The following is a 26,562-nucleotide window of genomic DNA, read 5'->3' on the forward strand; positions in this document are numbered from 1 at the left end:
AACTATTTATTTCCTTCATCACATTTATGATAAGAAATTTCACCTTCATTTACTTCATTTATTGCTAATGTTAATGGTTTCTTTGAAGAAACTGAAGTTAATGGTTTAGCACCATCTATTATTTGTCTTGCTCTTCTTGATGTCACTATAACTAGTGAATATCTGTCTTCTACCTTTTTTAGTAAGTCCACCACTGATGGATTAATCATAGAGTTGTTCATGAATTAAGCCCTCCTTAGAATCTAATATTGTATCTTTTATTCTATCTACTCTACATTTTTCTGCGGCAATTATTCCTTCTATTTTTGTAACTGCCGTATCAACTTCATCATTAACTACTGCATAATTATATTTAGAAACATAGTTTATTTCTTGATATGCATTTTTAAATCTTGTCATTAATGATTCTTCAGTTTCACTTCCTCTTTTTATTATTCTATGCTTTAATTCTTCCATAGATGGAGGAAGTATAAAAATAAATACTCCTTCACTAAAGTTTTCTTTTACCTTTAGTGCACCTTGAATATCTATTTCTAATATTACATTTTTACCTTCTGCTAACATTTCCTCAACTTTAAACTTTGGAGTTCCATACATGTTACCATGAACATTAGCATACTCTAAAAAGTCATTTTTTTCTACTCTTGCAATAAAGTCTTCTTTAGTAAGGAAGTGATAATTTACACCATCAACTTCGCCTGCTCTTGGACTTCTTGTAGTTGCTGAAACAGAAATAAATAAATCATCTCTTTTTTCTAAAAGCGCCTTACAAATGGTTCCCTTTCCAGCACCTGATGGACCGGAAATTACAATCAATAGTCCTCTATTATGCATTATTCATCAACCTCATCTACAGCTTCATCTTTAACTACTAATCTATGTGCAACAGTTTCAGGTTGAACTGCTGATAAAATAACATGATCACTATCAGTAATTATAACAGCTCTTGTTCTTCTTCCATAAGTAGCATCAATAAGCATGCCTCTATCTCTAGCTTCTTGGATTATTCTCTTAATCGGCGCTGATTCTGGACTAACTATTGCAACTAATCTATTAGCTGATACAATGTTACCAAAACCAATATTAATTAATTTTATTCCCATTCTTCTCCTCCTACTATTCTATGTTCTGCACTTGTTCTCTAATTTTTTCAAGTATATTTTTTATATCAATAACTATATTAGTCATTTGGATATCGCTAGATTTTGAACCAATTGTATTAGTTTCTCTATTCATTTCTTGAACAATAAAGTCAAGCTTTCTTCCAATAGGTTCGTTTAACTTTAAGGTTTCTCTTACTTGATTAATATGGCTTTTTAATCTTATTATTTCTTCATCAACAGTTGCCTTATCTGCTAATATACAAACTTCAGTAGCTACTCTATTTTCATCTACTTCAACTGCTCCTAATAATTCCTTTAATCTATCTTCTAGTTTTTGTTTAAATGCTTTTGGAATACTGTCTGCAAATTCTTCAACCTTTACTACTAATTCTTCAATTTGCTTAACTTTAACTAATATATCTTCTTTTAATTTATTACCTTCAACTTCTCTCATACCAATCATCATATCTAATGAAGCACTTATTAAAGGCTTTAGTTCTTCCCACATTTCATCAACTTTATCTTCTTCTTCAACCATAGTAATTACTTCAGGGAATCGTGCAATTTGCATTACTGATATATCATTTTTAACATCTAAGTTATTTTCAATTTCCTTAAGACATTTTAAATATTCTTGAGCTAAATTAATATCTAATTTAGGAATTCCACTACCTTCGTTATAACTTTTTAAGTTAATAAATACATCAACTTTTCCTCTACTAAGAGAATTGCTAATCATTTTTCTAATTTCTTCTTCTAAAGAAATTATACTTTTAGGCATTCTTATATTTACATCTAAGTATCTACTATTTACACTTTTCATTTCAACAGTAAAGATTCTTTTTTTGCCTTCTTCACTACTGCTTCTACCAAAGCTAGTCATACTCCTTATCATATTATTCTCCTCACCGCTTATTATTTTTTATCTTTCAATAAAATTTTATTGCGTTCTTAATAACAAATTTAGTTTATAACCTAGGGTACTTTAGTGTCAATATTTTGTTAACAAATTGTTCACAATTATTTTTTCCAAAGAAAAAGAAGCTAGATAAATTCTAACTTCTTTTTGTTATAAAATATTAATATTTTCGTCAATTATTTAAGGAAACTCTGCTTGCCTCGGTTGCTGAGTACACTAAAGTGTACTTTCAACTGACCAAATTAAAATTTGGAGTTTCAAGCAACTTCGAGTAGCCAAATTAAAATTTACTACTTTTAAAATGAAACTCAGCTTCTTTCAGGCGCTGAGTAAGTTCGAGTAGCCAAATTAAAATTTGGACTCTCACTTATAGTAATATCAACTTGAATATAAATATAATTGCTAATACGTACATTATCCAAGAAACGTTATGTTTCTCTTCTTTCTTAGAAAATATATTGTATAAGAAATTAATAATTACATATGATAATATTCCTAATGTTAAACCATCACCAATACTATATGTTAATGGCATAGCTGCAATAGTTAAGAATGCTGGAACACCTTCTGTAATATTATCAAAGTCAATTTCTTTAACTGCTCCAAGCATTAAATAACCAACATAAATTAGTGCTGGTGCTGTTGCACAACCTGGAATAGCTATAAATATTGGAGAGAAGAACATTGCTATTAAAAACAATACTCCAGTAGTTATTGCTGTAAATCCTGTTCTTCCACCTGCTGCAACACCTGTTGAGCTTTCAACATAAGTAGTTACTGTAGAAACACCTAATAAAGATCCTGCTGTTGTACCAACTGCATCTACTAATAAGGCTTTTCCTGCATTAGGAACTTTTCCATCTTTATCAAGCATTTTTGCCTTAGAACAAACACCTACTAAAGTTCCAACTGTATCAAAGAAATCAACAAATAAGAATGTAAATATTACTGTAATAAACATCTTAATATTTTCTGGACTAAATGCATGCACTAAATCTACTTTACCTGCAATTTCACCTATTCCTTCAAACTTAAATACCCCTGTTGGTAAATAAATTCCAAGTGCAGCTGCAGCCTCAGTATTGATTAAAGCATATCCCCATGCAATTAATGATGAAATTAAAATTCCCCAAAGGATAGATCCTTTTACTTTCTTTTTATCTAAAACTGCAATTATAATTAAACCTATTACTGTAATTATTACTGCTGGTGAAAATTGTCCTAATTCAACCATTGTAGATTCATTTGCTACAACTAATCCTGCATTAACCATACCTATGAAAGCAATAAATAATCCAATACCTCCAGTTACAGCTAACTTCATATTTTTAGGAATTGCATTTACAACAGCTTCTCTTACTTTAAATAATGATAATATAATAAAAATAATACCTTCAATAAACACTGCAGATAATGCTACTTCCCACGAAACTCCCATTTGTCCAACAACAGTATATGCAAAGTATGCATTTAATCCCATTCCTGAAGCTAAAGCAAATGGTAAATTAGCAAACACACCCATAAGAATACATGCAATACCAGCTGCTAAACATGTAGAAGTTACTAATGCACCTGCTGGCATTCCCGTTGTAGATAAGATATTTGGATTAACTGCGATAATATATGCCATAGTTAAGAATGTTGTTAATCCACCGATCACTTCCTTTTTCATATCAACTTTTTTGTTTGATAAAATAGGAAGAAGTTTTTCCTTCATCGTTAAATTTTCCATTATAATTTCCCCTTATACTTTATATTTATAAAACTATTGCTAGTTTCATTTTAGTAGTCATGCTTTAACAATAAAAAAGCTACAAAGTTATAAGATATACTTTGTAGCTAAATTAACACTAATATTATTCGTATTATATTAAATTTCAAACAAACAACACTAAAACACGAATGTACAAGCTACCTTACAATTAAATTATACGGTATACTTACCTGTAAGTCAACATTTTTACGTATGTTGTTTGATTTTAATTATGTAATATTCGTAATTTAAAATTGTTTTTCAATTTCTTCCTTTTTTATATTACTATTAATTGCTAATGCAAGCTTTATTCTTGCCTTTTGTCCTGGTAAAGTATCCCCAAAGATTACACCTAAATCTTTAAGCATTTTTCCTCCACCTTCATATCCATAAGATTCATGTACTCTTCCTTCAAAGCATCTTGAAACAACAACAACCGGAATTTCCTTATCTAGTGCTTTTTTTATACCTTCAACCATTCTAGGCGGTACATTTCCTCTTCCTAAAGCTTCAATAACAATTCCACCAAAACCTTTTTCAACTACAAAATCAATTAATGTAGAGTCCATATCAGCAACACATTTAATAACGGCTACATCTTTATTTATTTCTTTCACTTCATACTTTTCAGATTTTTTAGCTTCTCTATAAAACATTACCTTATTATTATCAACTATTCCAATAGGTCCAAAATTAGGAGTTCTAAAAGCATTTAAAGCCATAGAATTTGCTTTTATTACTTCTGATGCAGAGTTTAATTCACCATTAAAACATACAAGTACTCCTCTACCCTTTGCATCTTCAGAAATAGCCGTACAAATTGACGCTGCTAAGTTAGAAGGTCCATCATACCCTAACTCTGAGCCACTTCTCATTGCTCCTGTAATTACAACAGGCTTGTCACTATTTATTGTTAAATCTAAAAGATATGCTGTTTCTTCTAATGTATCTGTACCATGTGTAATAACAACACCATCTATATCTTCTCTATTTAATAACTCTTTTGAAAATTCACTTAACTTTAACATCATCTCAAAAGTCATATGTGGTGACGGCATACTTGAAAAGCTATAAGACTCTATTTCTGCATATTCCTCTATACCTGTTACCATTGACATTATCTCTTCTCCAGTTAAACTAGGCACTGCTGCTTTAATTCTTTCATCAACCTTCATAGATATAGTTCCGCCATTAAAAATTACCGCTATTTTCTTCATTTTCATCCTCCCAACTTTTTACGCTTTAACTAATATACGTTTTATCCATTTCACCTTTTTAGTTTTAAACTACATAAAGGCTTTTTTAGTTTTAATTTTCAAGTTACAAATGACAAGTATTAAGTTACAAAAATATTTAATTCATGTAAAATTTAATAAATTATATTTCTTTTTCAAAAATTATTAATGGCCTAACCCTAAACATTCTATTTATATACTCTAACTTCAAACTCTTATCACTCTTAACTCACTAAATAATTATTGGCAGGTCGACACTTCCTGCATCTCTAGTTACTGAAATTCTCAGCGCATGAGGAGCCCTTTCTCACCTCAATAATCATTTATATACACAATTTCATATTATACATTTTCAAATTATTTATAGCAAATAAATTATTTATTTTCTTTAATATTAATTAACTTACCACTATAAACTCTATTTTCAATTTTTTTATCAGTTATAGGATACATAGTTGTTACATAGATATATTCTTTTTCTTCATCAACTTCAACTCCTAAAAGCAAATTAGTATAAACCCTCTTAATAAATTCTACAGCAGTCTGTCCCTCTCCATTTTTATAAATTCCAATATAGTCAGGGTCATCTAGAATTTTTTTCATCCAATCAAGAATGCTTGCCTTGGTTTTCCTATCTAATTGTTTTCCATGTCTTTTCATAATATGCTTTAGCACTCCTGGGGAGGCATATATCACTCCAGTAAACTCTATACCTAACTCATTAGCTATCTTTTGCCTTAAATATCCTACTCTTTTATAGGTACAAAATCTGCTCTCCATACTATCCCTCTTCACTATAATATATTAAGCATAATACTATCTGCTTAATATATTCTATTCTAGTAAATGGACAGTTTACACTAAAAAATGAAAATATTTTATATTTTTTTCTTTAATATTCGTGTTTTTACATAAAAAAATAATCTACTACTAAATTATAAATATTTAGCAGCAGATTATCCCTATGTTATAGTATTATACAAATTAAACCGCCATTACCTTCATTAATAATTTTTTGAAGTGTCTTTTGGATTTTAACTTGTACATCTTCCGGCATCTTATATAACTTATTTTGCAAGCCTTCTTTTACTAAAACTTCTAATGACTTACCAAACATATTACTTTGCCATAATGATGCTGGATCTTTTTCATATTGCTCCATAAGTGCTGTAACAAGCTCTTCACTTTCTTTTTCTGAACCCATGATTGGGCTAATTTCAGTTTTAATATCAGCCTTTATAAAGTGAAGAGATGGTGCACTTGCTTTTAATTTAACACCAAATTTTGTTCCTTGTTTTACAATTTCAGGCTCCTCAAATTTCATTTCACTTAATTGTGGCGCAACTAATCCATATCCTGTTTCTCTAACATCAACTAATGCATCCTTGATTTTATCATATTCTCTCTTTGCTATATTTAAATCTTTTACAAGCGCAATTAAATCACTTTCGCTTTCAATATCAACATCACAATTTTCACTAAGTACTTTATAAAAAATGGTTTCACTTGGCTTTAGTAGTATATTAGCTGTTCCTTCACCAAGTTTTATTTGTTTTAAATCAGATGCACTTAAATTTTCATTTTGTTTAGCATCATAAAATGCTGGTTTTATGTCCCTAATCTTATCTACACTATCACACATTCCCTTAATTATTTTAAAGAATTCTTTCTTTAACCAATGATCAGGATCTAAGCTTTCTACCCATGTTGGCATATCAATATTTATTTCCTTTACAGGGAACTCTTTAAGTACATGTTTAAAAAGTTTTTCCACATCTTTTTCAGTCATATTTGAAACATCCATAACTTGAACTTCTACATCATATTTCTTTTCAAGTTCATCCTTTAATGTATCAGTTTCTGGAGAGTTTATGTTCTTGGTATTAAGTACAATTATAAAAGGTTTATTTATAGCTTTAAGCTCTTCTACAACCCTTTCTTCAGCTTCAACGTATTCTTCTCTATCTATTCCTGTTATACTTCCATCTGTTGTAATTACAAGTCCTACAGTCGAATGATCTGTAATAACTTTTCTTGTCCCAATTTCTGCTGCATCTTCAAAAGGTATTTCATATTCATACCATGGAGTATTAACCATTTTAGGCTCTTCGTTTTCTAAATATCCTAAAGCCCCCTTAACTATATACCCCACACAATCTACTAATCTAACCTTTAATTTTACATCATCATCAATTGTAATTTCTACAGCTTCATTCGGAACGAATTTTGGTTCTGTAGTATGGATAGTTTTTCCTGAACCACTTTGTGGTAATTCATCTTTAGCTCTTTCTTTTTTATAAGTATTTTCAATCTTTGGTATAACCATAAGGTCCATAAATTTTTTGATAAATGTAGATTTCCCTGTTCTAACTGGACCTACAACACCTAAGTATATGTCCCCTTGAGTCCTTTCCGCAATATCTTTATATATATTGAAATCACCCATAAGTACACCCTCCTATTTATTTTTAACACTATATATATATTCCATAGTCAAAAAAAGTATACTACTTTTTTAATTTTAATAAATTAATGAAAATTCATAAACTTCAAATGCATTTGTTTTTTCTTTATCTTTTTCATTATCTATATAGTTAAAAATATGTAGTTGGAAAAGTAAATATGATATTTTTACATAATAAATAAAAAATAAATTTTACTCTAAAAAAAGAAGCTACAAATTAACTTGTAGCTTCTTTAATAATTAATAATTTTCTGCTTTTTTATCTCTTTGTAGTAATTCACTTACCATTTCTTTAGCATCCTTACCTTCAAAAAGAACTTTATATAAAGCATCTGTTATAGGCATTTCAACATCTAACTTTTCTTTTAAATCATAAAATGCATGACATGCCTTAATACCTTCAACAATCATTCCAACTTCTTCAACAGCTTCTTCTCTTGTCTTACCTGTTCCTATTAAATATCCTGCCCTTCTATTTCTAGAATGCATACTAGTACAAGTTACAATTAAATCACCCATTCCAGTAAGTCCTAAGAATGTCTCTACTCTTCCGCCAAGCTTAGTTCCTATTCTAACTATCTCAGCCATCCCTCTAGTCATAAGAGCTGCCTTTGTATTATCTCCATATCCTAATCCATCACAAACTCCAGCTGCTAATGCTATAATATTCTTTACAGCTCCTCCAATTTCAACACCAACTAAATCATCATTAGTATATACCCTAAATGTTTTAGTCATAAATAAATCTTGAACTTCTTCAGCAACCTTCATATTTTTAGAAGATGTAAGTACTGTTGTTGGAATATCAAAAGCAACTTCTTCAGCATGACTTGGTCCTGATAAAACAACTACAGGATTATTAAGTTCTTCTTCAATAACCTCAACTAATGTTTTATTACTTCCCTCTTCTATTCCTTTTGCAATACAAATAACCGGTACATCTTCTTTTATTAATCCTTTAATACTTCTTGATGCACTTCTAATTACATGAGATGGAACTGCTAATACAACATAATTTGTATCTTGTATTGCTTCCTCTAAATTATTATAAGCTGTAACATTTTTAGGTACATCTAATCCTTTAATGAACTTATCATTTCGTCTATTAACATTGATATCCTCAACAACACTACTATCTCTATCATATACTGATACAATATTTCCTTTGTTTGCTAATAAGATAGCTAAAGAAATTCCGAAACTTCCTCCGCCTAAAAAAGTCACCTTACTCATAATTAATTATCCTTTCTCTCCCTATATTCTATTTGTATTCCAGTACCACTGAAATCAAAATTATCTCTTAATTGATTTTCTAAGTATCTTTCATAAGAGAAGTGTCTGCAGCTAGAATCATTAACAAAGAATACAAACTTTGGTGGTTTTGTAGCTACTTGAGTTGCATAGTATATTTTTAATCTCTTTAATGCAACTACTGGTGGTTCTTTCATTAATATTGCTTTACTTATAACATCATTTAATACACCAGTACCAACTCTCTTATCATAATTATCATAACATTCTCTAGCAACTTCTAAAACTTTATGTGCTCTTTGGCCAGTTAATGCTGATATAAATAAGAACTTAGCATATTTTATAAATTTAAGCTTGCTTTGTAAGTCTTTTTTATAGTTATCCATAGTCTTATCGTCTTTTTCAATAAGATCCCATTTGTTTACTATAACCATTATAGCCTTATTTAATTCATGTGCAAAGCCTACTATCTTTTCATCTTGCTCAGTAACACCTTCTGTAGCATCTATCATTAAAATACATACATCAGCTCTTTCAACAGCGGCAAGTGTTCTAATTACAGAATATCTTTCGATTTCTTCTTTAACTTTGCTCTTTCTTCTAAGACCAGCAGTATCAATTAATGTAAATTTACCAAATTCACATTCAATCTTACTATCGATAGCATCTCTTGTAGTACCTGCTATATCAGATACTATTAATCTATCTTCTCCTAATAATCTGTTTATTAAAGATGATTTTCCTACATTAGGTTTACCTATCATAGCAATCTTTATGTCATCTTCTTCTTCTTCTTTTGCAGCAATTGAATCAAAATGCTCAACTACCATATCAAGCATATCTCCAAGTCCTTTTCCTTGTCCTGCAGATACAGCTACTGGATCTCCAATACCTAAATTGTAGAATTCCCAAGCATTTTCTTCATCTTTTAAGTTATCAATTTTATTAACAACTAAAACTACTGGCTTCTTAGACTTTCTTAGCATTGTTGCAACTTCATTATCAGCAGCAGTCATTCCTTCTTTACCATCAACTACAAACATTATTACGTCCGCAGTTTCTATAGCAATATTTGCTTGTCTTCTCATTTGTTTAACTATTATATCTTGGTTTTCTGGTTCTATACCACCAGTATCAATCATTGTGAAAGTATGATTAAGCCATTCAGCCTCTGCATATACTCTATCTCTTGTTACACCTGGTGTATCTTGAACTATTGAAATTCTTTTTCCTGCTAATTTATTGAATAATGTAGACTTACCTACATTAGGTCTTCCAACTATAGCAACTATTGGTTTTGCCATTATTTTATTTCCTCCTGACACGCATCGTTTATTATGCTTACTATATCTTCTCCTGTATGATCACATACAAGAACCTTAACCCCTAACTCTCTTTCTATATCTTCTACTCTTGTATCATCTAGCATGATATATTCAGCTGGGCCTAATTCATATCCTTTTCTAAACATGTTGTTTGGCATGATTAAGTACTCACTATTAATTTTTCCTTTTAATTGCCCAATAATATCAGTTCCAGTAAGAAGTCCTGCAACAGTTATTGTTTCACCAAAGAAATTATTAATAATTTTATATGTATCTATCTTAATATTAGGGTTAACGTCCATTAACTTTTTCATTCCACTTTTTACTTCTTCATAAGCAAGTTTACCTGTTGGTACTGAAAAAGTTCCTTTTATATTTTTATTTAAATCTTGAGCAGTATAATTTATGGCTTCTCTGAAACATCTAATCATTCCAATTCCATCTTCTATTTGCTCATATCCGTTATAAAAATCTTCTTCAGGCACATCTATGCCTGCAACTAAATAAAACTCATCAGAAAATCTTACAAATGGATCATTTATTTCTTCCATAAATCTTTTTTGGAATTCCATAATCATTTCTAATTCTTTTCTTGAAGTTTCTTCGTTAAATGTTTTTACTTTAACTAATCCTTCTCTATACTTCGTAACTCCTATAGGTACTACTGCAACATTGGCAACTGAAGGATATAGTTCATATAATTCAGTAATAGTCCTCTTAAGTTCTTCACCATTATTTACTTCTGGTATAAGAACTATTTGACAATGCATTTCAATTCCAGCCTCTGCTAGTCTTTTTATTCTATCATAAACAGATCCTGCAAATCTATTCCCAAGCATTTTTACTCTTAGTTCTGGATTTGTTGTATGCACTGAAATATTTATAGGGCTTATTCTATATTTAATAATTCTATCTATATCTTCCTCTTTCATATTAGTTAAAGTAACAAAGTTACCTTGAAGGAAAGAAAGACGCGAATCATCATCTTTAAAATATAAGCTTTCTCTCATACCTTTAGGATTTTGATCTATAAAGCAAAACATACATTTATTACTGCATCTTTTTGCCTTATCCATAATACCGCCACCAAATTCTAGACCTAATTCTTCGCCATAGTCTTTTTCTATTTCGTAATCCCAGATCTCTCCATTTGGTTTTTGTATTTCTAAAACTATTTCTTCATCGTTCGTTAAAAACCTGTAGTCTATAATATCAACTATCTTTTCTCCATTTACTGATAATAAAATATCATTTTCCTCAATGCCGACTTCTTCAGCAATACTATCAGGCATTACACTTGTTATTACATTTTTCATAATGTCCACTCCTATAATTACCTACCATCTCTATGATATATTAACCTAATATTTTTATTTTTGTCAACTAACAAAAAAAGAATATAGGTTTCCCCCATATTCTTTATTATTACTCATTTAAGTCTACATAATCACCTTTTGACGAAAAAATTATCCATTCACAAATATTTGTAACATGGTCTCCAACTCTCTCTAGGTACTTAGATGCAAATAACATTTGTGCTCCTTTATTTATGATTGATTCATCTTTTGCCATCTTCTTTAGCATATCATTGAATAATCCACGATATAAAATATCAACTTCATCATCCATTTTGCAAATTTCATAAGCAGCTTCTACATCATTTGCAACAAATGCTTCTATTGATTTTTTAATCATTTTTCTTAAAATATCAACCATTTGCCAAATTGGTTCGCATTCTTCACCTAGTACATCAAGTTCTACTCTTTGAGCTATTTTACAAATATCAACTGCATAATCAGCCATTCTTTCTAAATCTGTAACTATCTTTGAAGTAGTAAATATCTTTCTTAAATCAGTTGCTACAGGAGATTCCATAGCCATAAGCTTTAAGCATTGCTCTTCAATTTTTCTATTTAATTCATCAACCTTATCATCATTATCCATTACTTGCTTTGCAAGGACCATATCTTTATTTTTAAAAGCTTCTATACTATTATATATTTGCTTTTCTACTAAACTTCCCATTTCAGCAAGCTCAGACTTTAGAAGTTTCATTCTTTTATCTAAAAGATTTCTTGTCATTATCTCACTCCCTACTCACTTAATTGCATTGAAATCATATTTATATTTAAATTTTAATATATACTTAGCAATACTTAACTTTATCCAATTTAAATTTTATCCGAATCTTCCTGTGATATAATCCTCTGTTCTCTTATCCTTTGGTCTGTAGAATATATCTTCTGTCTTACCATATTCAATTACTTCACCTGATAAGAAAAATGCAGTTTTATCAGCAATTCTTCCTGCTTGTTGCATATTATGAGTAACAATTACTACAGTATATTGTTTTTTTAATTGATCCATAAGTTCTTCCATTTTATTAGTTGAAATAGGATCTAATGCTGATGTAGGCTCATCCATTAATATTATTTCTGGTGAAACCGCTATAGTCCTAGCAATACATAATCTTTGTTGTTGCCCACCAGAAAGGCCTAAAGCAGATTTTTTTAATCTATCTTTAACTTCATCAAAAAGAGCTGCACCTCTTAAACTTGTTTCTACTATTTCATCTAATTTCTTTTTATCTTTAATTCCATGGATTCTTGGACCATAAGCTATATTATCATAAATAGACATAGGAAATGGATTTGGCTTTTGGAATACCATACCAACCTTTTTTCTTAAATCTATTTCATCATATTCCTTATATATATCTTTTCCATCAATTAATATTTGACCGTTAATCTTTACACCTTCAATTAAATCATTCATTCTATTTAAAGTTCTTAAAAATGTTGATTTACCACATCCTGAAGGACCTATTAATGCTGTAACCTTTTTCGATTCTATATCTAAATTTATATTTTTTAATGCTTTATTATCACCATAAAACAGTTCTAAATTTTTAACCTGAATCTCAGGCTTAATTATATTTGACATATTTACACCTCAAAATCTTATGATTTTCTTTCATTAAAATAGTTTCATATCATAATTAAAAACTATTCATTACTTCACTATACTTAAAATTAAATATTAATAATTTGCTTTATTAAATTTCTTGCTAACAAACTTAGCTAAAAGATTTAAAATAAAAATCATTACAATTAAAACTATTCCAGCAGCAGCTGCTGATGCAATATCACCTTTTTCCTTAGTTTCAAGGAATGCATGAACTGTTAAAGTTCTACCACTTGACATTATACTTGTAGGTATTTTATAAACTGTACCTGCTGTTAAGAAAAGTGCTGCTGATTCTCCAATTACACGCCCCATTGATAGTATTACCCCTGAAAGAATACCTGGGATTGCACTTGGAAGTATAACTTTGTATAAAGTTTGAAATCTTGTTGCTCCAAGTCCAAGTGATGCTTCCCTATATGATGGAGGAACTACCTTTAAAGCTTCTTCTGTTGTACGAATAATTACTGGTAAAATTATTATTGCAAGAGTTAAAGATCCTGCTATAAGCGAATACCCAAACTTTAATGTTGTTACAAAAAATGCTGCACCAAATAATCCATATACGATTGACGGTATACCTGCAAGAGCTTCAGTTGAATATCTAATTATTCTAACTAATCTTCCTTGCTTAGCATATTCTTGTAAATAAACTGCTGCTAATACACCTATTGGTGTAGCAATAACTAATGATAATCCAATAGTATATAAAGTTGAAATTATAAATGGTTTAATTCCACCACCACCTGATGGTTTATATTCACCAAATAAATAATTAAAGTTTATAAGTTTATATCCTTTTAAAAATATAAATCCTATTATAAATACTAAAATCCCAACAGTTATTAATGCTGATAAATATAATAATATCTTTAAGATATTTTCTTTAAATTTTCTCATTTTTACTTACCTTCCTTATTAGAAAGTTTAGAAATAACTAAATTTAATATTAATATGAATGCAAATAATACAACACCTGTAGCAAATAATAACTCTTGGTGTGATTGAGTTGCATATCCCATTTCTAAGGCTATATTACTTGTAAGAGGTCTAACCTTATCAAAAATAGATGTAGGTATTTGAACTGAATTTCCTCCAACTAATATAATAGCCATTGTTTCCCCAATTGCTCTACCGCAACCTAAAACTATTGCTGCAAGTATACCTGACTTTGCTGCAGGTACAACAACTTTGAATGTTGTTTCTATATGTGAAGCTCCAAGCGCAAGAGATCCTTCTTTATAACTTTTTGGAACAGCCTTTATTGCAGTAGTAGAAACTGAAATTATTGTTGGAAGCATCATAACTGCTAAAACTATAATTACTGCTAATAAACTTTGTCCTTGTGGTAAATTAAAGGTATTCTGTATCCATGGAACAATTACTGCCAAACCAAATAATCCGTATAATACAGATGGAATTCCAGCTAAAAGTTCAACTGCCGGAATAATAATTTTTGATACACCTTTTGGTGCTACTTCTGAAATAAATATTGCTGTTAACAAGCCTATTGGCACTCCTATTATTAAAGCCCCTATCGTACCATAAATAGATGCAATTATCATTGGTAATATACCATACTTTTGATTTTCTGATGTTGGATACCATTCAGTACCAAAAATAAATTGAATAAATGATTTACCTTCTGCAAAAAATGGTCTTAATCCTTTATAAAATACAAATCCTATTATTAAAACTAAACTTACAACCGCTATAAGTGCACATATTAAAAATATTGCTCTTGTAACTTTATCTACGATGTATTTACTTTTATTTTTTTTATTTTCCTCTACCATTTTAGTCCTCCTAATGGTAATAACACACTAATATTGATTCATGTTGTAAAAACACCTCTTCATGAGAGGCATTTTTACAATATATTTTTGTTATTCTATAGTTATTAATTTGTTATCTTTTACTATTTGTTGACCTTCTGAACTTAATACAAAGTCAATTAATTTTTGTCCTTCGTCAGTTAAAGTATCTTTTGAAGTTACTAATAAGAACGGTCTAGAAATTTTATAATCTCCAGCTTTAACATTTTCAGCTGTTGGCTCAACATCATTAACACTTAAAGCTGAAACTGTATCATCAATATATTCAAAAGAAGCAAATCCAATTGCATTTTTATTTCCAGCTACTGTAGTTTTAACAGCTCCGCTACCATCTGAGATTGATGCATCTTTTGTTAATTCTTCTGATTCATATCCAACAATTTCTTGGAATGCATCTCTAGTTCCTGAACCTTCTTCTCTTGAAACAACTACGATTGGTGCATCTTCTCCACCTAAGTCTTTCCAATTTGTTATTTCACCAGTATATATCTTTTTAACATCTTCTAAAGATATGTTTTTAACAGTATTATTTGGATTTACTAATAAAGCAATTCCATCATATGCTATAGTAGTTCCCTCTACTGAACCTTTTTCTTCATCCTTTAATTCTCTTGAAGACATTCCAATTTCTGAAACTCCTCCAATAACATCTTTAATTCCTGCTCCAGAACCATTTTGTTGTATTTCTAATGTAACATTACTATTTTCTTCTTCATAAATTTCTTGAACTTTTTCCATTAATGGACCTACTGAAGTTGAACCTGAAATTGAAATAGTTACTGCTCCAGAACCAGCTTTATCTCCTTCTGCTGATTCATTAGATCCACATCCTACAAATGTAGCTCCAACCATAGTAACTAATAATGCCCCTACCATTAATTTCAATTTTTTACTTCTCATTTTTATTCCTCCACTTTCATAAATGAATTTTTTATTCATATACCTTACACAAATAATATTATTCCTCTAAAGTTAAACTAATATTACTAAAATGTTAAATAGGGTTAGAGAAATGTTAAGAGAATGTTAAACTGGTATATTTTTGTCTTATTCTGTAATAATAAAAAAAATAAAGATAAGCAGGAAATATAAAAATATTTCACTACATTATCTTTATTTGCATTTTTATTATTTTTTATAATAATTATTTTTTAATTTTAACAGTAAATGTACTTCCTACTCCAAGTTCTGATTCTACACTTATATCTCCATTAAACAATTTTACAATATGCTTAACTATAGCTAATCCAAGCCCAGTTCCCCTTGTAGACCTAGATTTATCCACTCTATAAAATCTTTCAAATATTCTTGGAATATCATTTTTAGGAATTCCTATACCATTATCACTGACCTTAAATATAAAATATTCACCCTCTAAAGTTAAATTAATTTTAACAATTGCCCCATCATTAGAATATTTTATTGAATTTTCAATTAAGTTAAGTGCTAACTGATGAAATTTATCTTTACTACCTATGATTTTATTATTAAATTCATCTTTATACTCAATAGATATATTTTTCTTTAAGGCTTGACTTTTTACTATTTCTAAAACATTTTCAACCACTTCTCCTGGTTTAAAACATTCATGATCCATTTTATGAAGATTTTCTATGTTAGATAACACTAAAATATCATTTATTAAATTAGTTAATCTTTCCGATTCCTTATCAATAATATCTAAAAACTTATTTTTAGTTTCATTATCCTCTACATATCTTAACGTTTCTGAAAATCCCTTTATTGAAGTTAATGGAGTTTTTAATTCATGTGAAACATTTGCTACAAATTCACTTCTCATGTTTTCTAATCTTTTAATATCAGTAATATCAAGTACAGAAATTACAACTCCCATTGTATTTTTTGAACCACTAATAATTGGCGCCTTTTTAACCCTTAACTCTCTTTCCACTGGATGAAATAATTTAATTTCTCTTGCACCTATTTCAGGCATTTCTCTAATAAAGTTTATTAAATCATAATCTATAATACAATCTGATAAATTTTTTCCTATAATATCTTCCTTTAGAGCAAATAACTTTTTAGAATATGGATTTATCAAAATTATTTTTTCATTATTATCAATAGCAATTACGCCACTTTCCATACTTTCTAAAATAGCTTCAAGTTTATTTTGTTTATCTAAAGAATCCTTTATTTTTATTTCAAGCTGATCTGCCATATTGTTAAAAGTTTGTGCTAAAAACCCAATTTCATCATAATTATAAACAATTGCTCTTTTATTTAAATTTCCATTTGCTATTTTCGTTGTAACTTTTTCAAGTTCTTTAATAGGGTATACTATTATTCTTACAAGTTTTATTGCAAATATTAAAGATAATATAAACACAGCAATTACTATTGCAATATAATACTTTAAAGCTCCTGATGTAAATACCTTAATTGCACTTATTGACACTGAACTTCTTAGTACCGTATTGTCATCAATTTTAGTTGCATAATAAACAAGATTAGTTCCTAAACTCTCACTATATCTCACACTACTGCCAGTCCCATTTTCAAAAGCATCTATAATTTCTTGCCTATTATTATGATTATCAAGGCCACTAACTTCATTATCAAACGTTACATCACCATCTTTATTTATAACAGTAAAACGCACTAAATTTCCTTTAAATTTATATAAAGATAAATCTACCTCACTAAAAGTTTCTTCCTTTGCTAAAATCGAATTATATAGTGCTAGAGTTTCTTTTGCATCATTTATTGTACTAATATTAACTAATGCTATAAACGAGCTAGTTACAATTATTAAAGCAAAAATTACAGTAATAATTACTGATGTTATAATTCTTTTTTTCATGTTTTAACAATTGGGATTAAATCTATATCCCACTCCTCTTATAGTTTCGATTAGCTTAGGATTTTTATCATCCTCTTCAACTTTTTTTCTTAAATATCTTATATGAACATCTACTGTTCTCGTTTCTCCTATGTATTCATATCCCCATATCTTATCAAGTAAGGTATCTCTAGTTAGTATTTTTCCTTTATTCCTAATTAAAATTTCAAGAAGTTCAAATTCTTTAAGTGTTAAATCAAGTTTTTTATCTTTAACATGTATTTCTCTTTTTTCAAAATCAGCTTTTAGATTTCCAAATACCAAAACACTACTTTCTGGTTCAACCACTGAAAATCTTCTTAACACAGCTTTTACCCTTGCAAGCAATTCTCTTACAGAAAATGGTTTAGTGATATAATCATCTGCACCTAATTCTAATCCTAATATTTTATCAAGTTCCTCACTTTTAGCAGTAAGCATTATTATTGGAATATTTCTTATTTCACTATTACTTCTAACTTCCCTGCAAACATCATATCCATCTTTACCAGGAATCATTAAATCTAATAAAATTAACTTTGGCTTTTCTTCAATTGCTAGCCTTACTGCATCAATTCCATTATTAGCTTTAATTACTTTATATCCATTATTAGTTAAATTAAAGCTTATAAGTTCTAAAATATGTTCTTCATCATCTACCACTAATATTTTTTCATTTGCCATTTTCTATCACCCCAAAATTTTATTTAATATAAATAAATGAAAATAACCTTCCGTAAGTACCATTACTAGCTCTATAAGAAAATAATTTACTTTCTTTTTCACAATGTGTACAAAGTTTTAATGAATATATATTTTCATCTTTTAATCCAATAGTTTTTAAATCACTTTCTATACAAAGCTCCATGCTTAAATTTCTTCCATTAAAAAGATTTTCTTCAGGAATCATATTAAATTTTTCAATAAATTTTTCTTTTAGTTCTTCAGATACTTCATAGCAGCATTGTCTTATATGTGGTCCAATATATGCTCTTATATCTTCAACATTTGAACCATATTCTTTAATCATTTTTTCTACAGCCTTCTTGCTTATGTCATTAAATGTTCCCTTCCAACCACTATGAACAGCCCCAACTACACACTTTACTTCATCCACTAATAGTACTGGTACACAATCAGCTGTAAATGCACCAACTATAACAGACTTTTCATTTGTTATTATTCCATCGCCTTCATTTTCAATAAATTCTTCGTCATTACCTTTATAAACAAAAACCTTGTCACTATGTATTTGTCTTATATACTGCACTTCATTAACATTAAAGTCTTCCTTTAATGATAAAAGGTTATTTATTCCCTCTTCAGTATGTCTGTTAAAGCTTCTATTCATTTCTGCATTAGAAAATACTAAATTAATCTTTTCGCCTTCTAAAACCCAAAAATCTTTAAAAACCTTAAAATCATTAACATTTAAATAATTCATAATCCACCTCTATATTTCTATATGTGTATTTTAACATTTTAGATATCCATTTACCAATTAATCTATATAACTTTTAACATGATTTTAACTTTGAAATAAAATTCTATGATTTATATTTTTGAATATATAATCATTATTGCATATTAAATCCTTATCTAATCTTAAATAACAAGGTAATTTGCCTTGATTGATTTATTATATCTATAAAAAAGACTACCCATAGGTAGCCCATTTTATTTATTATTTGTTCTTAATACATTTATCTCTTCAATAAATGTAGTTATATCCTTAAATTCCCTATATACAGATGCAAATCTTACATATGAAACCTCATCAAGATTTTTTAACCTATCCATTACCATTTCACCAATTACACTTGATTCAACTTCAGTTAACATATTATTAGAAATATTCTTTTCAATATCTTCTGCTAATTCTTCAATTTGCTTTCTAGATATAGGTCTCTTTTGACATGCAATAATAAGTCCATTTACTATTTTTTCTCTATTAAAGTTTTCTCTTGTAGAATCTCTTTTAACAACTAAAATCGGAATATCTTCAATTTTTTCATAAGTTGTGTATCTTCTGCCACAACTACTACATTCCCTTCTTCTTCTTATTGTTGTGTTATCATCAGTTGATCTAGAATCTACAACTTTACTTTCATCATAAAAACAAAAAGGACACTTCAAACAAATCACGCCTTTCCCTTATAGTTATATTTGTATTATACATTTTTTTTGTAATTAATACTATATTTTATTTTCATCTTGATTGATTTCTATACCTGTTGCATCTACAATTATTACGTCAACTCCCACTTTAACTATTTTTTCCCATGGTATCTCTATATCATCCTCTTTAGAAAACCAACCTTTATTACTGTTAGAAGGTAAAAATATTGATACTATTTTATTAGTTTCTAAATCTACTTTAAAATCTCTAATATAACCAAGCTTACTTCCTGTTGATATATCAACTACCTCCATACTTCTTATAGCATTTACAGAATATAAAATTAAGTCACTCTCCATAATTATCTCCTCCACCTTAAATATGTATTTTCTTTTACCATATTTATATATATGATGTGACCTTTCATTTTATTAAATTATTTATACTTTGTTTATACCTTAAGAAGTATTTAAAATATCAATACTTGTCCACCCCTCATAATCTTAGATTATATCATCTTTTTAGCAAAAAAAATAGGACTCAAAGAGTCCTATACATACTTCCTCATATGCTTTAATGCTGTTTTTTCTAATCTTGAAACTTGCGCTTGTGAAATTCCAATCTCATCTGCAACTTCCATTTGTGTTCTTCCATTAAAAAATCTTAATGTTAAAATTAATTTTTCTCTGTCATTTAATTTTTTCATAGCTTCTTTGATTGAAATATTCTCTAGCCAACTATCATCGCTATTCTTAGAATCACTAATTTGATCCATTACATAAATGGCATCTCCTCCATCATGATATATTGGCTCAAATAATGAAACTGGATCTTGAATTGCATCTAAAGCAAAAACAACCTCTTCTCTAGGTATATTTAATTCTTTTGCTATTTGGGACACTGTTGGCTCCTTATTATTATCCTTTATCAATTTATCTCTTACTAATAAAGCTTTATAAGCTACATCCCTTAAAGATCTACTTACCCTAATAGAATTATTATCTCTCAAATACCTTCTTATTTCTCCTATTATCATCGGTACAGCATATGTAGAAAATTTTACATTTTGAGATAAATCAAAATTGTCTATTGATTTCATTAATCCAATGCAGCCAACTTGAAATAAATCATCTACATTTTCTCCTCTATTATTAAATCTTTGAATAACACTTAGAACTAATCTTAAATTACCCTTAATAAAAGTTTCTCTTGCTTGTGTATCTCCGTTTCTCATCTTTAATAGGAGTTCTCTTTTTTCCTTTTCCTTTAGTACTGGTAATTTGGAAGTATTTACCCCACAAATTTCAACTTTGTTGATAATCAAAGTCAATCACTCCTTCAGAAGTAATAACATACTGCATTTAAAATTATTTCCGTTAGAGGATTGTTTTATACTAAAGACAACCTTAAATCATTTTATTTATTTCTTTCTTTAATCTATTTATTATTTTCTTTTCTAATCTTGAAATATAAGATTGAGATATACCAAGCATATCTGCCACTTCTTTTTGAGTCTTTTCCGTATTGCCTGAAAGACCAAATCTTAACTTCACAATTTCTTTTTCTCTTTCATTTAAATTTTTTAATGCTAAAAATAATAATTGCTTGTCAACTTCGTCTTCAATTAAATTGTATACTGTATCATTTTCAGTACCTAATATATCTGATAGCAATAATTCATTTCCATCCCAATCTATATTTAAAGGCTCATAAAATGATACTTCTGCCTTAACTTTTGTATTTCTTCTTAAATACATTAAAATTTCGTTTTCAATACATCTTGATGCATAGGTTGCTAATTTGATTTTCTTTTCAGGATTAAATGTATTAACTGCCTTTATAAGACCTATTGTTCCAACAGAAATTAAGTCCTCTACTCCAACTCCTGTATTTTCAAATTTTCTTGCAATATAAACTACTAATCTTAAGTTTCTTTCTATAAGAGTATTTCTTACTTCCTCATCACCACTTGCTAATTTTCCAACTAACTGTTCTTCTTCATCCTTTTTTAGTGGTGGTGGAAGTGCATCATTTCCACCTATATAATCTACTCTTTTTCTGAAAATATTAAATTTAGATAAAAACTTATTTAATAATAAAATTAATTTTCCCATATATCCTCCTTATACTATACCCCTTGATAACAAAGCTTGGAACTCATCTTCTTTGCTCAACTTTCTCTCACATCCGCATACTATTGCATCAACCCTTGTCCAGCTATTACTATCTTCATTTTTTATCATTATATTCCCTTTAAAACCTTTAACTTCTCCAACTTCGTTTATAGTATCATATTTAATAATAAATTTTTTATCATCTGGAATATCAAATTGATTAAAATAGTTATTCTCAACAATAACACATGGTAAATTTGTTACCGGCTCTCTTAATTCATTTCCTGTATCTAAAAATCCTTTTACTAGTACTGTTCTTGTTCCTTCGGTAATATATATATCATATAAGAAATTTTTAACTAAGGCTCTATCTTTAAGTAAATCAACAATTCTATTTATAAAAATAAATACAATCGCCACAGATAACACTATATATTTTATTGAATTGTTTTCAACTACAAACGCCTGTCCAATCATATATGTGTTTTGCATTTGTAAAGCTCCAAAGCATATTCCTCCTAGCATAAAAGCTAACATAAAAAAGACCAATATCGATTTTAATACATATTTAAATTTTTTACTTTCTAAAGAAATATATATCATAATTGCAGGTATCAATAATTTAAATGCTATGGAATTTAATAAATTTACATTACAAAAAATAACTAACCCGTATAAGCCTCCTAAAACCGCTGCAATGCATATATTCTTCTTATTAAAACTAAACCTTAATAATTTGAAAGTAAGTAATAGCAAGAATAAATTGATTACTATATTTTCAAATATATAAATATCAATATATACTTCCATATTTCTATCACCTCAATATATAAATTATAGCCTTATCTCTAAATTTTTTTTGTCATTTTAACGGAGGTAAATTTATTTTTTAAACACAGTTTTTTTACATATTTTTCCCAATTATTCTTATATATAATATTAAATCTTTTATTTCATTTTTAATCACTTTTATAATATAATTATACCCTTAATTAAAAACAAAAAAATAAATAGAAATTGTAATTATTACAATTTCTATTTATTTTATATTATAATTATTAAATTTTACTTTCTTGATCTTAAGAAGCTTGGTATATTAACGCTTTCTCTATCTAAATCTAATAATGGATCATTATGAGTTGCCTTAATAGGTTCTTCTTCTTTCTTAATAGTTTCTGCTACAGGCTTTGGGTCAATTTTTGCTTCAGGTGCTGAAGTAGTTACTTTACCATTATCTTCTTCAAATCCTGTTGCAATAACTGTTAATCTTATTTCATCATTTAAAGTTTCATCTATAACTGCACCAAAGATGATATTAGCATCTATATCAGCTGCTTCTCTTACTATTTCTGCAGCTTCATAAACTTCAATTGCTCCTAAGTCAACTCCACCAGTAAAGTTTATTATAACTCCAGTAGCTCCATCTATTGAAGTTTCTAATAAAGGAGATGAAATTGCTTGTCTAACAGCATCTTGTGCTTTATTATCGCCTTTTCCATAGCCAACACCCATGTGTGCTAACCCTTTATCCTTCATTACTGTTTCAATATCAGCAAAGTCGGCATTAACTACCCCTGGTATAGTAATAAGGTCAGAAATAGCTTGTACCCCTTGTCTTAACACACCATCTGCTAATTTAAATGAATCTAATAATGTTGTTTTCTTATCTGCCATAGCAAGAAGTTTTTCATTTGGTATTATAACTAATGTATCAACATGTTGCTTTAAATTTTCTAATCCCATTTCAGCATGTCTCATTCTTCTCTTTCCTTCAAATGGGAAAGGTTTAGTAACAACACCAACAGTTAAAATATTCATAGATTTTGCAATTTCTGCAACTACTGGAGCAGCACCTGTACCAGTTCCTCCGCCCATACCAGCAGTAATGAATACCATGTTAGCACCTTTTATTGCTTCTGCTATTTCTTCTCTACTTTCTTCTGCAGCTTTTTTCCCGATTTCAGGATTTGCTCCAGCTCCAAGACCTTTTGTAAGTTTTTCACCTATTTGAATCTTTGTATTAGCTTGTGAAAGCAATAATGCTTGTTTATCAGTATTAACAACTATAAACTCAACATTTCTTAACCCCTCAATGATCATTCTATTAACGGCGTTACCACCGCCACCACCGCATCCAATTACCTTTATATTAGTTAATTCCTGCATATCTAACTCGAAATCTAACAAAATAACTCCTCCTTAAAACTCTCTCTATTAGTAATTAAAATACTTTCATAATATTACTTTATTAGTTCTTCTTAATTAGCTTAATTATAGTATTAAACATAAATTATTCCGTACTCTAATTTTACATCATTACATATATGTTAACAATAGTAAAATGCTAACTATTGAAGAAAATTGTAATGATTTTTTTAGATTTCATAAAAAAATGATCAAAAAATGTTGCTTTTATCCTATAATGTACTATAATTTACTTCTATATCTTTATTCTATATAATAATAATTGCTAATTTTAAAATACTATATTTTAATTCATCATATAATATATTCAACAAAACTTTAAAAATTCCTCTAACTTTTAACATTTTTTTATTTTTATTGAAAATATATATTCACATTTATTCTTATAAGCTACTTTCATTCACTAAATTATAATTGGATTTTATTTATGAAAACTCTAAAATCCCCTTCATTTTAATAAATTTAATTTATTAAACTTAAAGTTTGAATTTACTTATAACAAAAGGACGTAATTTCTTACGCCCTTAAATTTTTATAAAATCATTAATCTTTTTAAAGTTTCTCTATCTACTGCATATGTCATTGCTGTGTCCATTGATATAACACCCTTTTTATATAACTCAGCTATAGCCATATCCATAGTTTTCATACCATATTTATTACCTGTTTGAACAGCTGATTCAATTTGATGTGTTTTACCTTCTCTAATTAAGTTTTGTATTCCTGGAGTACTCACCATTACTTCTAAAGCTGCAACACGACCATTGCCTTCAATATTAGGTAATAGTTGTTGAGATACAACTGCTTGTAATACTGATGATAATTGTATCTTAACTTGTTGTTGTTGATGTGGTGGGAATACATCTATTATTCTATCTATAGTTTTTGCTGCTCCAATTGTGTGTAATGTAGAAAATACTAAATGTCCAGTTTCAGCAGCTGTAATTGCAATTGATATAGTTTCTAAATCTCTCATTTCTCCAACTAAAATCACATCTGGATCTTCTCTTAATATAGCTTTTAATGCATTTCCGTAACTCTTACTATCCTTACCAATTTCTCTTTGATTAACGATGCAGTTATTATGCTTGTGTAAGTATTCTATAGGATCTTCTAAAGTTATTATATGTGCTTGTCTTGTATTATTTATTTCATTGATCATAGCTGCTAATGTTGTACTTTTACCACTACCTGTAGGTCCTGTAACTAAAACAAGCCCTCTTTTTTTAGTTACAATATCTTTAAGAACTGCTGGATGCTTTAATTCATCTAATGTTGGTATTTTTAGTGCAATAACTCTTATTGCTATAGCATCACTATTTCTTTGTTTAAAAACATTTACTCTAAATCTTCCGATTCCTTGTGCAGAATAAGATGTATCAAACTCTCCAATACTTAAATATTCCTCATATTTTTCTTGCAATATTTCTTTAGAAAACTCTTCAACATCATTTGGTAATAATTTCTCATCTCCTAAGTGGATAAGTTTTCCATTGTATCTTATAGTTGGTGGCAACCCAACAGTTAAATGTAAATCTGATGCCTTCATTTCTATCGTTTTTCTTAAAAGTTCTTGTAATACATACATATTATTTTCTCCCTAATCTAATCTCTAATCGTATATCATATTTTTATCTCTATTTATAGTTTAGTAAAATAATCCAAAAATTACAACTAACATTGTAAACTTTTTACCTTTTTTGTCATTTTGTTGTAAGTTCTTTCTTTAATTTCTTTAAAGCTTTCTTTTCTATCCGCGAAACATAAGATCTTGATATCCCAAGTAGACTTGCTATTTCTCTTTGAGTTTTGCATTTACCATCTACCAATCCATATCTCATCCTTATAATTTCTCCTTCCCTTTCACTTAGCGCTGTATTAATTTTAGAATAAAGAGCTTTTATTTGTATATTGGTTTCAACTTTATCAACCACAGAATCTTTATCACTACTTAAAACATCAATTAAACTTATTTCATTACCTTCTTTATCAACGCCTATCGGATCATGTAAAAATGTTTCTCCTTTTTGTTTTTTACTACTTCTAAAGAGCATTAAAATTTCATTTTCAATGCATCTAGATGCATATGTAGCTAATCTTGTTCCCTTTGATGCATCAAATGAATCAATTGCTTTAATTAACCCTACTGTACCGATTGATATAAGTTCATCTATATCTTTATTCGGTATTTGATACTTTTTCACAATATGTGCAACCAACCTAAGGTTTCTTTCTATCAATACTCCTTTAGCCTTCTTATCACCTGATTTTAATAGTTCAAGATATTTTTCTTCTTCTTTTTCATCCAAAGGCTGTGGAAAAGTGTTGTTACCTGAAATATATCCTGTAAGGAAAAAATTCGTACAGAACAACTCCAAAATATTACTAAAAAATATCACTAAGCTTCCTCCTAGTAGTGCTTATTATATAATA

The 26,562-nt window shown here is 28.7% G+C and carries 27 protein-coding genes; all 27 read right to left on the reverse strand.

All coding sequences use genetic code 11. The features are described 5' to 3' along the window. Nucleotides 1-2: 2 nt before the first annotated feature. Nucleotides 3-221, reverse strand: a complete 219-nt coding sequence (rpoZ, locus tag ABUA17_RS02325; protein WP_042396952.1) for a DNA-directed RNA polymerase subunit omega — start codon at nucleotides 219-221, stop codon at nucleotides 3-5. Then, nucleotides 202-834: a guanylate kinase gene (gene gmk / locus ABUA17_RS02330; protein ID WP_042396957.1), complete on the reverse strand. Its 633-nt coding sequence runs from the start codon at nucleotides 832-834 to the stop codon at nucleotides 202-204. The genes rpoZ and gmk overlap by 20 nt, the downstream gene beginning before the upstream one ends. After that, nucleotides 834-1,103 carry an extracellular matrix/biofilm regulator RemA gene (gene remA, locus ABUA17_RS02335; protein ID WP_042396960.1) on the reverse strand — a complete coding sequence of 90 codons (270 nt, stop codon included), beginning with the start codon at nucleotides 1,101-1,103 and terminating at the stop codon, nucleotides 834-836. Before remA ends, gmk begins: the two co-directional genes overlap by 1 nt. A 13-nt stretch (nucleotides 1,104-1,116) precedes the next feature. Further along, nucleotides 1,117-1,998, reverse strand: a complete 882-nt coding sequence (locus ABUA17_RS02340) for a YicC/YloC family endoribonuclease (protein ID WP_042396963.1) — start codon at nucleotides 1,996-1,998, stop codon at nucleotides 1,117-1,119. Nucleotides 1,999-2,389: 391 nt separating this feature from the next. Beyond that, complete coding sequence (locus ABUA17_RS02345) at nucleotides 2,390-3,754, reverse strand: NCS2 family permease (protein WP_349817928.1); 1,365 nt, start codon at nucleotides 3,752-3,754, stop codon at nucleotides 2,390-2,392. Between the two features lie 269 nt (nucleotides 3,755-4,023). Further along, complete coding sequence (locus ABUA17_RS02350; RefSeq protein WP_055276105.1) at nucleotides 4,024-4,992, reverse strand: asparaginase; 969 nt, start codon at nucleotides 4,990-4,992, stop codon at nucleotides 4,024-4,026. A gap of 393 nt (nucleotides 4,993-5,385) precedes the next feature. Next, nucleotides 5,386-5,790, reverse strand: a complete 405-nt coding sequence (locus ABUA17_RS02355) for a PBECR3 domain-containing polyvalent protein (protein ID WP_042396974.1) — start codon at nucleotides 5,788-5,790, stop codon at nucleotides 5,386-5,388. Between the two features lie 187 nt (nucleotides 5,791-5,977). After that, a complete protein-coding gene (gene spoIVA, locus ABUA17_RS02360; RefSeq protein WP_042396977.1) occupies nucleotides 5,978-7,456 on the reverse strand; it encodes a stage IV sporulation protein A in 1,479 nt (492 codons plus the stop codon). 258 nt (nucleotides 7,457-7,714) lie between these two features. After that, nucleotides 7,715-8,707, reverse strand: coding sequence for an NAD(P)H-dependent glycerol-3-phosphate dehydrogenase (locus ABUA17_RS02365; protein ID WP_154820427.1), 993 nt, complete (start codon nucleotides 8,705-8,707; stop codon nucleotides 7,715-7,717). A gap of 2 nt (nucleotides 8,708-8,709) precedes the next feature. Continuing rightward, a complete protein-coding gene (der, locus tag ABUA17_RS02370; RefSeq protein WP_042396983.1) occupies nucleotides 8,710-10,029 on the reverse strand; it encodes a ribosome biogenesis GTPase Der in 1,320 nt (439 codons plus the stop codon). Continuing rightward, on the reverse strand, nucleotides 10,029-11,366 hold the full coding sequence (locus ABUA17_RS02375; protein WP_042396986.1) for a radical SAM protein: 1,338 nt from the start codon (nucleotides 11,364-11,366) through the stop codon (nucleotides 10,029-10,031). Before ABUA17_RS02375 ends, der begins: the two co-directional genes overlap by 1 nt. Before the next feature lie 109 nt (nucleotides 11,367-11,475). Continuing rightward, nucleotides 11,476-12,132, reverse strand: coding sequence for a phosphate signaling complex protein PhoU (gene phoU, locus ABUA17_RS02380; protein ID WP_042396988.1), 657 nt, complete (start codon nucleotides 12,130-12,132; stop codon nucleotides 11,476-11,478). Between the two features lie 96 nt (nucleotides 12,133-12,228). Further along, on the reverse strand, nucleotides 12,229-12,993 hold the full coding sequence (pstB, locus tag ABUA17_RS02385) for a phosphate ABC transporter ATP-binding protein PstB (protein WP_042396990.1): 765 nt from the start codon (nucleotides 12,991-12,993) through the stop codon (nucleotides 12,229-12,231). Nucleotides 12,994-13,089: 96 nt separating this feature from the next. Then, nucleotides 13,090-13,914 (reverse strand): phosphate ABC transporter permease PstA, encoded by an 825-nt coding sequence (pstA, locus tag ABUA17_RS02390; RefSeq protein WP_042396991.1) that lies wholly within the window; start codon nucleotides 13,912-13,914, stop codon nucleotides 13,090-13,092. Nucleotides 13,915-13,916: 2 nt separating this feature from the next. Beyond that, the gene (gene pstC / locus ABUA17_RS02395; protein ID WP_042396993.1) at nucleotides 13,917-14,810 is read right to left on the reverse strand and encodes a phosphate ABC transporter permease subunit PstC; all 894 of its coding nucleotides are present in this window, start codon (nucleotides 14,808-14,810) and stop codon (nucleotides 13,917-13,919) included. Between the two features lie 90 nt (nucleotides 14,811-14,900). Continuing rightward, nucleotides 14,901-15,749, reverse strand: coding sequence for a phosphate ABC transporter substrate-binding protein (locus tag ABUA17_RS02400; RefSeq protein WP_042396995.1), 849 nt, complete (start codon nucleotides 15,747-15,749; stop codon nucleotides 14,901-14,903). A gap of 244 nt (nucleotides 15,750-15,993) precedes the next feature. Continuing rightward, nucleotides 15,994-17,673, reverse strand: a complete 1,680-nt coding sequence (locus tag ABUA17_RS02405; protein ID WP_042396998.1) for a HAMP domain-containing sensor histidine kinase — start codon at nucleotides 17,671-17,673, stop codon at nucleotides 15,994-15,996. A 3-nt stretch (nucleotides 17,674-17,676) separates the two neighbouring features. Next, the gene (locus ABUA17_RS02410; protein ID WP_042397002.1) at nucleotides 17,677-18,375 is read right to left on the reverse strand and encodes a winged helix-turn-helix domain-containing protein; all 699 of its coding nucleotides are present in this window, start codon (nucleotides 18,373-18,375) and stop codon (nucleotides 17,677-17,679) included. Nucleotides 18,376-18,394: 19 nt separating this feature from the next. Then, nucleotides 18,395-19,135, reverse strand: coding sequence for a peptidoglycan editing factor PgeF (gene pgeF, locus ABUA17_RS02415; RefSeq protein ID WP_042397004.1), 741 nt, complete (start codon nucleotides 19,133-19,135; stop codon nucleotides 18,395-18,397). A gap of 233 nt (nucleotides 19,136-19,368) precedes the next feature. Next, on the reverse strand, nucleotides 19,369-19,827 hold the full coding sequence (gene nrdR, locus ABUA17_RS02420; RefSeq protein WP_042397164.1) for a transcriptional regulator NrdR: 459 nt from the start codon (nucleotides 19,825-19,827) through the stop codon (nucleotides 19,369-19,371). A 60-nt stretch (nucleotides 19,828-19,887) separates the two neighbouring features. Further along, nucleotides 19,888-20,169, reverse strand: coding sequence for a YlmC/YmxH family sporulation protein (locus ABUA17_RS02425; RefSeq protein ID WP_055276004.1), 282 nt, complete (start codon nucleotides 20,167-20,169; stop codon nucleotides 19,888-19,890). A 191-nt stretch (nucleotides 20,170-20,360) separates the two neighbouring features. Further along, nucleotides 20,361-21,134 carry an RNA polymerase sporulation sigma factor SigG gene (sigG, locus tag ABUA17_RS02430; RefSeq protein ID WP_042397011.1) on the reverse strand — a complete coding sequence of 258 codons (774 nt, stop codon included), beginning with the start codon at nucleotides 21,132-21,134 and terminating at the stop codon, nucleotides 20,361-20,363. An 82-nt stretch (nucleotides 21,135-21,216) separates the two neighbouring features. Further along, the gene (sigE, locus tag ABUA17_RS02435; protein WP_042397015.1) at nucleotides 21,217-21,924 is read right to left on the reverse strand and encodes an RNA polymerase sporulation sigma factor SigE; all 708 of its coding nucleotides are present in this window, start codon (nucleotides 21,922-21,924) and stop codon (nucleotides 21,217-21,219) included. Nucleotides 21,925-21,933: 9 nt separating this feature from the next. Next, nucleotides 21,934-22,734: a sigma-E processing peptidase SpoIIGA gene (locus ABUA17_RS02440; RefSeq protein WP_055276006.1), complete on the reverse strand. Its 801-nt coding sequence runs from the start codon at nucleotides 22,732-22,734 to the stop codon at nucleotides 21,934-21,936. A 255-nt stretch (nucleotides 22,735-22,989) separates the two neighbouring features. Continuing rightward, nucleotides 22,990-24,111 (reverse strand): cell division protein FtsZ, encoded by a 1,122-nt coding sequence (gene ftsZ / locus ABUA17_RS02445; protein WP_042397021.1) that lies wholly within the window; start codon nucleotides 24,109-24,111, stop codon nucleotides 22,990-22,992. Nucleotides 24,112-24,661: 550 nt separating this feature from the next. Next, a complete protein-coding gene (locus tag ABUA17_RS02450; RefSeq protein WP_154820431.1) occupies nucleotides 24,662-25,717 on the reverse strand; it encodes a type IV pilus twitching motility protein PilT in 1,056 nt (351 codons plus the stop codon). Nucleotides 25,718-25,832: 115 nt separating this feature from the next. Further along, on the reverse strand, nucleotides 25,833-26,528 hold the full coding sequence (sigK, locus tag ABUA17_RS02455; protein ID WP_042397027.1) for an RNA polymerase sporulation sigma factor SigK: 696 nt from the start codon (nucleotides 26,526-26,528) through the stop codon (nucleotides 25,833-25,835). Between the last annotated feature and the right edge of the window lie 34 nt (nucleotides 26,529-26,562).

The organism is Clostridium sp. RTP31139st1_H3_RTP31139_211217 (genome assembly GCF_040227035.1).
Taxonomy (GTDB): domain Bacteria; phylum Bacillota; class Clostridia; order Clostridiales; family Clostridiaceae; genus Clostridium; species Clostridium saudiense.